This is a genomic window from Pseudomonas sp. PME37.24/025, assembly GCF_055556615.1.
Genome location: NZ_JBVHNK010000005.1, coordinates 127,751 through 139,862, shown reverse-complemented (window position 1 = coordinate 139,862; position 12,112 = coordinate 127,751). Strand labels below are relative to the sequence as shown.

Genomic DNA, 12,112 nt, shown 5'->3' with positions numbered 1-12,112 from the left:
CTTACTGTTTGCCCGATTTTCCCAGCGCTTTAGCCACCAGTTGTTCGTAGAGTTCGGCGTAGGGTTCGACTGCCTGGCACCAGTTGAAAGGCGCCGCCATGGCTCGGCAACGCATCGCGTTGAGCAGACCCGGGAACGCGAACACCTTGAACGCGCGGCTCAGGGCTTCGCGATAACTCTCCACCGTGGATTCGTCGAAGAGGAAACCGGTCACACCGTTTTCAATGGTGTCGGCCAAGCCACCGGTATTGCGCGCCACTGGTAATGAACCGAAGCGCTGGGCGTACATCTGGCTCAGGCCGCAGGGTTCGTAACGCGAAGGCATCAGCAGGAAATCGCTGCCGGCGAACATCCGTCGGGCGTCGGTTTCATTGAAGCCGATGTGTACGCCGACTTGCCCGGGGAAGCGCAACGCCAGTTCACGCATGGCTTGTTCTTCTTCCGGTTCGCCACGGCCGATGATCGCGATTTGCCCGCCGTTGTCGACAATGTATTCGGCCACTGCTTCGGTCAGGTCCAGGCCTTTCTGGTAGACCAGCCGCGAAACCACGGCGAACAGCGGACCTTCGGAATCTTCGAGGTCGAACAGCCTGCGAACGTGCATGGCATTGACAGCTTTACCGTCCCAATCGCCGATGCCGAATGGGTGGAACAGGTGCGGATCGGTCGCTGCATCCCAGCTCTCATCGATGCCATTGGGAATTCCGCTGAGCAGACCTTGCTGGGTCTTGGACGCGAGAAAACCGTCGAGGCCGCAGCCGAAGGCCGGCGTGGTGATTTCCTGGGCATAGGTGGCGCTGACGGTGGTGATGTGGCTCGAGTAGGCCATGCCGGCCTTGAGGAACGACATCTTGCCGTAAAACTCCATGCCTTCCTGTTGCAAGGCATGCATGGGGATCCCGAGTTCCGGGCACGAGCCAAGGCTGGTGACGCCCTGGTACGCCAGGTTATGGATGGTGAACAAGGTCGGGGTGCGTTGGCCACGCCAGTGCATATAGGCCGGTGCCAGCCCGGCGGGCCAGTCGTGGGCATGCACCAGGTCCGGGCACCAGTGAATTTGTGCGAGGTTGGCGGCGATATCGGCTGCCGCGAGGCCTAGTCGGGCGAAACGAATATGGTTGTCCGGCCAGTCGCGGCCGTTGTTGGCGCCGTAGGGTGAACCTTCGCGCTCGTACAATTCAGGGCAGATCAACACGTAAATGACCAGGCCGTCGGGCATGTCCATGCGCCCGATCTTGCAGGGCGGCAACGCTGCGTGCCCGCCCAGCTCACCGATGATATGAATCGGGTTTTCGCTGTTCATCACTTGCGGATAACCGGGGATCAGCACACGGACATCGTGCAGATGCGCCATGGCTCGCGGCAGTGCGGCGGAAACGTCGCCAAGACCTCCGGTCTTTACCAGGTCGGCAATCTCCGAGGTGACGAACAGGACTTTCTTTTTATTGGGATTCTGACTGGCTACTGGTGCCAGCGTCTTGGGGACCGGCGCTTTGACCGATTTGGCATTGAGGACACCGACGGTGCTCGTTTCCCCGACCTGCTGATGAGCACGTTCTCCCTGAATATCTAAAGCCGCACTGATCATATGAATCTCCCGTGTTGTTGATCTAATTCTAGGCCTGGCACAAACGGTGTTCGTGGCCAAATCCTGTGGCCGGGCGCAAACGCGCTACGCATCGGTGAGCAAGTGCTGCCCATGCGCTGAAGCAGAATGGGTGAAGTGGCTGTTGCAAGGAATGCACCAGTCGCTGCGGCCCTACCTTTAACCTGACACGAGGCCAGCACCAAAAGTTTCGATTATTTTCACCGAATGACCAGCCGGTTTTACTCCGCGAAAATCAGTCTAGGCCAGAACTTAGAGCGGGGTCGGCCATCGGGTGAAATTGTTCGACAATCGGTCAAAAGAGGGTACAGGCATGGGGTTTTGCGGGGAGATGCACCGACGAAGGGCAGGTTTATTTTCTGGCGTGGGTCAAATCGGGACCGGCAAGTCACAATAATCGGGCGCAATGGGAGGTCGTGTGCGCCATTGTGGTGCGCAAAATTTGGGGAGGTGTGGTGAGTTTTAGGGCCTCTTCGCGGGCAAGCCTCGCTCCCACAGGATTTGTGTCGACCGTAATACCGTGACCGACACAAATCCTGTGGGAGCGAGGCTTGCCCGCGATGAACGATAACTCGGTTTCAGCCCAGAACCCGAACCGGCTCCCCAGCCGCCCAAGCCTGTATGTCTTCGATCATTTGCGAAAAGAACAATTGGTAATTGTGCCGGCTGACATACCCGACATGAGGCGTGGCCAGTACATTGTCCAGCGTCCTGAAGGGATGATGGCGAGGCAAGGGCTCGTGCTCGAACACGTCCAGCGCCGCACCCGCCAGGCGTTGTTTCTGAAGCGCCTTGATCAACGCCGACTCATCGACAATCGGTCCACGGGCGGTATTGATCAGCCATGCCGTGGGTTTCATCCAGTCCAGTGCCTGCGCGTCCACCAGCCCTCGGCTGCGCTCGCTGAGCACCAGATGGACCGACAACACATCGGCCTGCTCGAACAATTCCTGTTTGCTGACATAGGTGACGTCGACCTCAGCAGCCCGTTCGGCGGTCAGGTTTTCGCTCCACGCGATGACCCGCATACCGAACACCTGACCGAACCGGGCGACCCGTTGACCGATGCTGCCCAGCCCGAGGATCGCCAAGGTCTTGCCCTGCAGGTCGCCGCCCAGCCCTTGTTGCCATTGGCCTGCGCGCAAGGCATTGGCTTCGGCCACCAGGTTGCGGGTCGCGGCCATGATCAGCGCCCAGGTCAGTTCGGGGGCGGCATGTTTGTAGCTGTCGGTGCCGCAGACTTGAATGCCTAGCGCGGCGGCGGCTTTCAAGTCCAGGGCGGCATTGCGCATGCCGCCAGTAACCAACAGTTTGAGTGCGGGCAAGCGGCGCAGCAGGTCTTCGTCAAACCGGGTGCGCTCGCGCATCACGCAGATCACCTCGAATGCGCCGAGCCGTTTGGCCAGGGTTTCGTTGTCGGCAGGGTAGTCATGGATAAAACTCACCTGCCCGATGCTGTCCAGCACCGACCAGTCCACCACGCCGCGAGCCACGTCCTGCCAGTCATCGATCACCGCAATCTGCATTAGCCTTACCTCATCTAGGAACGGTATTGGTTTGGTTCAGCCAGCCGAGCAACGCCTGATGAAATTTCGCCGGTTCCTCCATCTGCGGCGCGTGGCCCATCCCGGGAAATTCGATCAGCGTCGACCGGGGAATCAGTTTCGCCACTTGCTTGCCGAGTACGTCGTAATGACCGATTTTCGCCTTGACCTCGGGCGGCGCAATTTCTTTGCTGATAGCCGTGGTATCGGCGGTGCCGATCAGCAACAACGTCGGAACTGTCAGGTCCTTGAACTCGTAGTACACCGGTTGGCTGAAGATCATGTCGTAGATCAGCGCCGAGTTCCACGCCACCGCAGTTTTGCCCGGGCCTTTGGCCAAGCCTGCGTACATGTCCACCCAGCGGTCAAACTCGGGTTTCCAGCGGCCGTCATAATAGGTGCTGCGTTGGTAGTCACGGATGCCCTGTGCGGTGACCTTCAGCTCGCGCTCGTACCATTGATCAACCGTGCGATAGGGCACGCCGAGGGCTTTCCAGTCTTCCAGGCCGATGGGATTGACCAGTGCCAGTTGTTCGACTTGATCGGGGTATTGCAGCGCATAGCGCGTGGCGAGCATGCCGCCGGTAGAGTGGCCGAGCAGGGTGGCTTTCTGGATACCCAAGGCCTTGAGCAGTTGCTGGGTGTTGGTCGCCAGTTGCTGGAAACTGTATTGATAGTGGTCCGGTTTGCTTGAGGTGCAGAAGCCGATCTGGTCCGGAGCGATGACCCGGTAACCGGCCTCGCTCAGCGCCTTGATCGAGCTGTCCCAAGTGGCGCCGCAGAAATTTTTTCCATGCATCAGCACTACACTGCGCCCGTTGGCCTTGCCATGGGCGGCGATGTCCATGTAGCCCATTTGCAGGGATTTGCCCTGGGATTCAAAAGCGAAGTGTTTGACCGTGTAGGGGTACTCGAAGCCCTGAAGTTCCGGGCCGTATTCCGGCGTTTCGACTTGGGGTTGGGCCTGGTTCTGGGCATAAACGAGAGCGGGCAGTGCAGCCGTCAGCAGCAGGCCCGATAACCAGCGGGAAAAAGTGGGCGACATGGGTGAACTCCACAGGAAATCCGCCGATGCTGGATCGGCATGATTAGGGTGACATTAAGGCCGCAGTGTCCGATTTTGGGGCCGCTTCGCTGCCTGACGGGGCAAGCCACCTCGGCACAAAATACAGGCCATGCCGCGCATAATCGTTCAACCCATCCACCCCAGCGTAGCAAGGGCCAATACACCATAGCGGGCGCCCTTGGCGAGCGTCACGATCATCAGGAAACGCCCCAACGGTTCGCGCATGACGCCGGCCACCAGCGTCAGAGGGTCGCCGATGATGGGCACCCAACTGAGCAACAATGACCAATGACCGTAGCGTTGATAATGCTTTTGGGCTTGCTCGAGATGGCGAGGGCTGACCGGAAACCAGCGCCGTTCGTGAAACCGCTCGATGCTGCGCCCCAGCCACCAGTTCAGCAGCGACCCCAGCACGTTGCCCAGCGTTGCGATGGTCAGCAGCGACCAAAGCCAATACTGGTCGCTGAGCAACAGCCCCACCAGCACGGCTTCAGATTGCAAGGGCAGCAACGTCGCGGCACCGAATGCCGCGAGAAACAGCCCGATGTAGGCGCCGAACATCAATGGGCGGGGTAGTCCGCCACCACTACGTCAGTGCCGTCCTTTTTCAGACCGATCACTTGGTAGGCATCGCTCATGCCGTCCATTTCCATGCCGGGCGAGCCCATGGGCATGCCAGGGGCAGCCACCCCCAACAGATCGTCGCGCTTGCTCATGGCCAGTACTTGATCGGCCGGCACATGGCCTTCGACGAATTTGCCGTTGATAAGGCCGGTGTGACACGAGGCGAGGCGAGGTGGCACGCCGTGTTGTTGCTTGAATTGGCTCATATCGGCTTCAACATGGTCTTCGACCTTGAAACCGTTGGCTTCCAGATGGCTGACCCATTTTTTGCAGCAGCCGCAGTTGGCGTCGCGGTGAACTTCGATGGGAATCAGGTCGGCAGCCTGAGCCAGAGAAGAGATGAAGAGAGCGCTCAGGGCGGCCAGACGCAGGTGGGTTCGCATGGGAATCTCGTTTCGGGTTGTGGCCAAAAAGATGCATTTTGACCATTTTCTCTCGCGAAGAGGCGACGGATTGTTTCGAAGTAATACAGCGTTGGGTAAACATTGTGGCGAGGGGGCCATGCCAGCCTGTTGTGATCATGTCTGCGCGAACGGGCCGGGCACCTGTTATCGGTCAAGCAACTTCATGACTTCTTCCGGATAGCGCAGACCGGCCGTGGCATTGGCCGGGAATATCGCTTCCATGGCCTGTAATTCTTCACGGCTCAGTTTCACGTTCAGCGCGGCCACATTTTCTTCCAGGTATTTACGCTGTTTGGTGCCTGGAATCGGGATCAGGTAGTTCCCTTGGGCCAAGACCCATGCCAACGCCAGTTGGCCCGCCGTCACACCCTTGTCTGCGGCCAAGGCCTGCACCTGCTGCACCAGCAACAAGTTTTTTGCGAAGTTTTCCCCTTGAAAACGTGGGCTGAAGCGACGGTAATCATCAGCGGCGAAATCATCCGGACTTCTCAGAGCGCCGGTCAAAAAGCCCCGGCCCAACGGACTGTAAGGCACAAAGGCAACACCCAGGCGCTGGCAGGCGGCCAGGCAACCGTTCTCCTCCTGATCGCGGCTCCACAGCGAATACTCACTTTGCAGTGCGCTGATCGGATGAACCTTGTTCGCTCGCTCCAGCGTGGCGACCGATGCTTCACTCAATCCCAGGTAACGCACCTTGCCGGCCTTCACCAGTTCCGCCATGGCGCCGACGGTTTCCTCGATAGCCACCTGCGGATCGATGCGGTGCTGGTAATACAAATCCAGGGTTTCCACACCAAGGCGCTTGAGGGTGCCGTCGATAGCGTCACGAATGTATTCCGGTCGCCCGTTGACGCCCCGTGCACTGGGGTTGGATGGGTCACGAACAATGCCGAACTTACTGGCCAGAAACACTTGCTCACGCTTGCCGACAATGGCTTTGCCGATCAGCTCTTCATTGGTATGCGGGCCGTACATGTCTGCCGTGTCGAGCAGGTTGATCCCCAGTTCCAGCGCGCGGTGCAAAGTGGCCGTGGCTTCGCGGGTGTCCACGCCGGTGGTGTAGAAGTCGGTCATGCCCATGCAGCCCAGACCGATCGCGCTCACCTGCGGACCGTTTTTGCCCAATTGTCGTGTTTGCATGAAATCAGCTCCCTTGTGAATTGAAATCCTATTGTTGACCTCGACATAAACAAGATAAACCGGCTAAAAATGCTATCACTATTTGTAATTTCTAAATAATCAGCCGGTAAGCCAAAGCAATGGACCGTTTCAATGCCATGCGCGTATTCACCCGAATCGTCGAACTGGGCGGCTTTGCCAAAGCGGCGGACAGCCTGCAATTGCCCCGGGCTTCGGTGACCATTCTGATCAAGCAACTCGAGGCTCATCTGGGGGTGCAACTGCTGCAGCGCACCACCCGGCAGATCAGCTTGACGCTTGATGGCGCCGCCTATTATCCGCGTTGCGTGCGGCTGTTGGCGGATCTGGAGGAAACCGAAGCCGTGTTTTCCGCTGCTCGCCAAAACCCCAAAGGTCTGTTGCGAGTGGATATGCCGGCGGGAGTGGGAGGTTTGATTGTGATTCCGGCATTGCCGCAATTCACTGCCCGGTATCCATTGATCGAACTGGAAATCGGTTTGAATGACCGGCCTGTGGATTTGATCCGCGAAGGTGTCGATTGCGTGTTGCGCGGTGGCTCGGCCCTGGATGAATCACTGGTGGCGCGGCCGCTGTGCATGCTGGACCAGGTCACCTGTGCCAGCCCGGAATACTTGCAGCGTCGTGGGACTCCGCTGTGCCTGGAGGATCTGAAAGGTCATCAGATGGTGGAATACTTTTCCAATAGAACCGGCAAACGCTACGGACTGGAATTTGCAGTCGATGACCAGCTGCGGTTGATCGATCTGCCCAAGCACGTTTCGGTCAATAGCGCCGATGGCTATCTGGCGGCGTGTGAGGCGGGATATGGCTTGGTCCAGACCCCGTATTATCACGTTGCCCGCCAACTGAAGGAAGGGCGTTTGATCGAGGTCCTGAGGGATGTGCCGCCACCGGGTATGCCGCTGACGGCGCTCTATCCTCCTCATCGTCAGTTGTCCCGACGGGTGCGGGTGTTCGTCGACTGGATGGTGGAGCTTTGTGCGCAGTCGGCGAATGGTTTCTATAGAAATGACTCACGCGGCTGAGCGGTTACCCATAGGGGCGTTGGCATTTTGCTGTAAGTCGTCATGCAGCCGTTGCATGTGCGCGCAGTGCAGATTGAGGGATCGAACCTGCGCGCCTCGATGAAACAATGCAAACCAGCCATTGTCACTTGGCGTGGGCATCAGGCCAGTGAAGACGAAGCCCAGAGTTGATAGGTTGCGCAGGTTCTGGGCGAAGTGCGGGGACAGCTCGATTCTGGCCGAGATCAACCAGTGCCTGGGCAATTGCCGGAGCTGCTCAAGCAAGGCGCTGTTCAAACGCTGAATGACAATGTCGAACCGATGTTGGTGTTGCTTGATTCGCAAGGGTATCGCGGGGCGTGATGTCTTGTGCTGGCGGGTTCCGAACATCGAGCACAGGTGCTGCATAAACGCCCGGCAGCTTTCGGGCCAGGGGATGTCGGGGAGCGGGCGCCTGTGTCCGTCGGTCATGTGGCAGCCCATCACAATGGTTTCTGGTAGCGGATCAGCGAATGGTGAAGGAACATAATCGGGCAGCAGTCCAGTACTGTGGAAGCCGATTTTTTCGGCCATGCGTTGCGTATAGGGATGATGGGTCACTTGCTTGATCAAGACGCTCTTGAGCCCCAGAGAGCCAGATTGCAACAGTAACTCCTGGCTCAGACGAGTCGCGAGACTCTGTCCCTGGGCGGCGGGGTGCACCACGCTGAGGGCCAGTTCCGCGGTATTCGAAGGCATGTCGCGGCATAATGCGGCATGCCCGAGTACCTGATCGTTATCCACGGCCAGCATTGATTGCCAACGGCCTTCGGCGTTGTGCTGATTGATCATGTTCGGCAGGTAGACATCCGGCTGAACGTAATAATCGCCGTAGATCTCTCGAAACAGCTGGCTCACGGCAGGTGCGTCGGAAGACCGGTAGGGTCGAAAAATCAACCGGTTCATCACACGGGCTCCTGCGGGAGAGCGTCATACACGCGCAAATCCAGCACCCGCAGTTGTTTGCCTGAACGAGGGTGAAGCTTCAGTCCTGTGGTTGCGCAGGCCAGCACCTGCAACTCCAGCAGACCCTCACGGCTCAGGTCGTCGATGGCGGGGTAATGGGCAAGTAGCGCTTCACGCAATGCGCGGCGCGCCGGCTCGACGGTTTGTAACTGAGGTTCGGGCACCCACTTCACGCTCAACAGATCCTTGTGGCCGACCTGTTCGATCACCAGTTGCCATTGCTCGCTGCGTGCTGCACGTTGAACGATCCCGTGTATTTCTTCGGTAAACAGCGACAGTACACCCACTCGTATTCGTTGACTGTGGGCGCTGCGCCCCTTGAGGGCAAATTTACGCATCGGGGTTGCGGCGGGTTCGCGCCAACAAGCACGGTCTCCTACCGGGTAACGTAGCAGTGGCATGAGCCGACGTGTCAGATTGGTCACCACTAGCATCCCGATACGATCGCATTCTTCAATCACCTCGCCGGTGTGTTCATCGGTGATCTCCAGTAAGGTTTTTTGTTCGAACATCCGATGTTCGCCCAATGCACAGTCACGATTGCTCGCACCTATGAGCCCGGCGTCTACGCTGGCATAGCCGATAGAGGCAATACGGGCGTTGGGGAACACTTCGCCGAGGATTGCCAACTGCGGGGCAAACAGGCTTTCGCCGCCATACAAGAGTGTTTCGACCCCCCACAACACACGCCGATGCTGCGCCAGGTAGGCCGCGAATCGCAGTAGTTGTGCCGGTACTCCGGCCAGAACGTTGATTCGATGCTGCGCGATGGCATCTGCCAAGACGTCCAGCTCGACTTCTCCGGTAAACGGAAATTCACAGATGGATCGTTCGACATGGGCCAGAGAGTCGTGGATAAACAGAAAACTGGCGTAGAGATCCCCTGAAAAGAACAGGTTGGCGACCCGGTCGCCATTGTTCAGTTGAGACGAGAGACTGTTTCCGAAGGTACTGACCAGTATTTGCCATTCCTCGTAGGCGTAAATCGCAAGCTTGCCCTGACCGGTCGAGCCTCCGGTCTTGAACACCAGAGCATCATCGACGTTTCCGGTCAGAACCGACCAATGACTCAAATCGTTGCTGCCGGCCCAATAGTCGACCACATCAGTTAACGGTAGATTTTTTAAAGTAATGCCTACTGTGGGTAGGTGTTTCAGATGCTCGCCATAGTAGTTTGAATGTTGTCGTACAAAAGACACGAGTTGTTCGAGCGAATAAGTAGATTTCACTGGATTCTCTTTATTTTAAATCAGGCATCTTGGTTTAAAGAACACGGTTGTTGAAATGTTCTATTTTTATATTCTTCGATCGATAATCAGTGGAATTTTTCCGCTGTGTTTGTTTCGTATGAACTCATGTTCGACGCACGCTATAATTTCTACAATTAAAAGCGCCGCGTTCATCGCATTTGCCAATGCTTCATGGGTCAGCAGTTTTTCGCGTATCCAGGCCGCCTCCGCATTCGCCCGAATTTGCATTCGTTCGACCCCGGTGGTGGTGTAGTCCAGGACAATTTGAATGGGGACTCCCGCGATGCGTTCCAGCACCGATGGCGAAATGAACTCCGTGGCAATCCGCACTAACTTGCCATGTCGCTGCAGCAGTTCGAATCGCGGCGTTTCCAGTCCGCAAGGGCAAGCTCCGGGTAACCAGCGGCCGGTGTCGCCGATGTCATATCGGTGCACGCGCTGTCCTTGTCGGGCGCGGGACGTAAATAGCAAACGGCCGATCTCATTGGCCTGTACCGGGACATCCTGTTCGAGCTGAACAATTTCCAGATGCTGGGTTTCGCACATCAAGTGAAAAATGCCGTCCCCCGTTGCCCGGCAGGCATGCCCCAGAGGGCCAGCATCAACGGAACCATAGAGAGCAGAGCGAATCGTCGACACTCCGCAACTTTCCATCAGGCGTCGACTGGCCTCTCCCGGATGCTCGCCGCCAAGGAATATTTTGCTGATACCGGCATAGGCACGAAGTCGGGTCTGTTCATTGAAAAACAGGCGATGCAGCGTGCTGGGCATGCCGATCAGCACGTTGACACGCCGCTCCACGATCAGTCGGGCGATTTCGCTGAAGTCGTCGTCCTGGGGCGCGCCCATGGGTAAATGCACAACGCCCATCTGTTCAAGGATGGTCGAAAAACTGAAAAAGCCACCGTACAGGTTGCCGCCATAGAACAGGTTCATCACCCGGTCTTGTGATGGATCGAGCCCGACACAGAACAGGCCATCAGCCGCGGCTCGCATCTGTCGCTGGAAGTCGCGATAGCTGAAACCGGCCAGGGCCGGGGTGCCGCTGCTGCCCCCGGAGCGGAAGTACAGCTGTGCTGCGGGGCTGATCGGTTGAGACATGAAGGTGTCTTTGTCCATGATCGGGCCACGGGCTGTGTCAGTGGCTGGCGGCACCGGGTCAAGCGTTGAGCGGCCAGTCGAGACCTCAGATACCAGGCTCACTGAGAGGCGGCGACTCAGACGCGACAGTGCATAAACACCATCGTGGGGCTCGCCGGCATAGCCGTCATGAATCGACTCGCAGGGCGCAATGCGGCTGACACCGGAGTTGACCAATGTTCGAACGAGCGCGGGCGTTTCTGCCGGGGAGGCTAACAGCGCGCAGCTTTGCAGGACGGTTCGCCACGGCAACAGTGATTCGGCGAGCAAATGCTGCGGGACAGGCTTGAGCAGCACTGTGCGAAACAGCGGCGACGGCGTGAGTGCCTGATGATGCTCCCAGATGACACGCCATCCGGCGCCATCCCACACCTGACCGGTCTGATCGGTAAAGCAATGGTCCAATCGCGCCATGGCTGTACGGGTGGTGATTTCCGATGCTTCCTGATCCGTCGGCAGCAGCGCCGGCCAGTGGCTGGCGCGACGTCTGAACGCTTCGGCGAGACGCTCCCCCAGGTCTCGCAGGACTGTCGGATCGTTGCTGTTCACCAGCACCCATTGAGGGCTGGAGCACGCCTGTTGATCCAGTCGACAGATTTCATCCGCCAACGCATCGAGGGTTGAAGAGCTCGCCACTTCAGGTGACAGGTAGGCGAAGCTGATTTTGTGCCCCCAATCGATCCAGCGACATCCCGCAGGGATCTGCTGACGGATCGCCTTGAGCGCTGTTTCACCACCCCAGGCCGATACCCCGTCTGCCGTGGCGCAAAGTTGAGCTATCCGTGGGGTGTCAACCGGCATAACCGCAACGAACTCGGCCAGTCTGCCGCTGCTGTCGCATTGCACAAGGGCGGCCAGCAACCGAGCAGTCAAACCTTCATCGCTGGCACTGGGGCGCAACCAGTTGATATTGCCGGCCAGCAGGCTTTCGAGTATTGCGCAGAACGCCAGTAATGGCGCATTGCCTGGGGTGATATGCACCACCAACCCTAATGGATGCCAGCTTTCGAAACATGGCTGTCGATAGTCGATACGTCGCAGCGAGCGCGGTTGCAGGCCCAGCTCTCGCTCGAGTTTTGTGTCCAGGTTGCTGCGCTGGCAGAAATCTATCAGCCCCTGATATTGCTCATAGTTGAGGGACAGATCCAATTTACGAGATTGCAACTTCGTGGCAAAGCGGGCAGCAGACTCGATAACGGTCTCACTATCGATCGGTGAAGAAAGCAACCGAGGCAATGGTTTCTGAAGGAGTTCGAGGGCGCTTTCCGGGGTAACGTCATCACGCAACTGGCCATTGATCAGGTACAT

10 protein-coding genes are annotated in these 12,112 nt (G+C 58.0%); 1 reads left to right on the top strand and 9 read right to left on the bottom strand.

What is annotated here, in order from left to right:
• Position 1: 1 nt before the first annotated feature.
• The 6 genes from glgA to ACZ3HH_RS11075 form a co-directional block, all read right to left on the bottom strand.
• Positions 2-1,588 (bottom strand): glycogen synthase GlgA, encoded by a 1,587-nt coding sequence (gene glgA / locus ACZ3HH_RS11100; RefSeq protein ID WP_465804533.1) that lies wholly within the window; start codon positions 1,586-1,588, stop codon positions 2-4.
• Positions 1,589-2,184: 596 nt separating this feature from the next.
• Positions 2,185-3,132, bottom strand: a complete 948-nt coding sequence (locus ACZ3HH_RS11095) for a D-2-hydroxyacid dehydrogenase family protein (RefSeq protein WP_465804531.1) — start codon at positions 3,130-3,132, stop codon at positions 2,185-2,187.
• A 10-nt stretch (positions 3,133-3,142) separates the two neighbouring features.
• Entirely contained in the window at positions 3,143-4,195 is a 1,053-nt protein-coding gene (locus ACZ3HH_RS11090) for an alpha/beta fold hydrolase (RefSeq protein ID WP_465804530.1), read from the bottom strand.
• Positions 4,196-4,342: 147 nt separating this feature from the next.
• Positions 4,343-4,777, bottom strand: a complete 435-nt coding sequence (locus tag ACZ3HH_RS11085) for a YqaA family protein (protein ID WP_465804528.1) — start codon at positions 4,775-4,777, stop codon at positions 4,343-4,345.
• Positions 4,777-5,223, bottom strand: coding sequence for a DUF411 domain-containing protein (locus tag ACZ3HH_RS11080; protein WP_465804527.1), 447 nt, complete (start codon positions 5,221-5,223; stop codon positions 4,777-4,779). Before ACZ3HH_RS11080 ends, ACZ3HH_RS11085 begins: the two co-directional genes overlap by 1 nt.
• A 165-nt stretch (positions 5,224-5,388) precedes the next feature.
• Positions 5,389-6,384, bottom strand: coding sequence for an aldo/keto reductase (locus tag ACZ3HH_RS11075; RefSeq protein WP_465804525.1), 996 nt, complete (start codon positions 6,382-6,384; stop codon positions 5,389-5,391).
• Positions 6,385-6,503: 119 nt separating this feature from the next.
• Between ACZ3HH_RS11075 and ACZ3HH_RS11070 the strand changes: the two genes are divergently transcribed.
• A complete protein-coding gene (locus tag ACZ3HH_RS11070; RefSeq protein ID WP_465804523.1) occupies positions 6,504-7,430 on the top strand; it encodes a LysR family transcriptional regulator in 927 nt (308 codons plus the stop codon).
• On the opposite strand, the gene ACZ3HH_RS11065 is transcribed toward ACZ3HH_RS11070, so the two are convergent.
• From ACZ3HH_RS11065 to ACZ3HH_RS11055, 3 genes are all read right to left on the bottom strand, one after another.
• The gene (locus ACZ3HH_RS11065) at positions 7,419-8,354 is read right to left on the bottom strand and encodes a GNAT family N-acetyltransferase (RefSeq protein ID WP_465804522.1); all 936 of its coding nucleotides are present in this window, start codon (positions 8,352-8,354) and stop codon (positions 7,419-7,421) included. The genes ACZ3HH_RS11070 and ACZ3HH_RS11065 overlap by 12 nt on opposite strands.
• Entirely contained in the window at positions 8,354-9,643 is a 1,290-nt protein-coding gene (locus tag ACZ3HH_RS11060) for a phenylacetate--CoA ligase family protein (protein ID WP_465804520.1), read from the bottom strand. Before ACZ3HH_RS11060 ends, ACZ3HH_RS11065 begins: the two co-directional genes overlap by 1 nt.
• A 66-nt stretch (positions 9,644-9,709) precedes the next feature.
• A complete protein-coding gene (locus ACZ3HH_RS11055; RefSeq protein ID WP_465804518.1) occupies positions 9,710-12,112 on the bottom strand; it encodes an acyl-CoA reductase in 2,403 nt (800 codons plus the stop codon).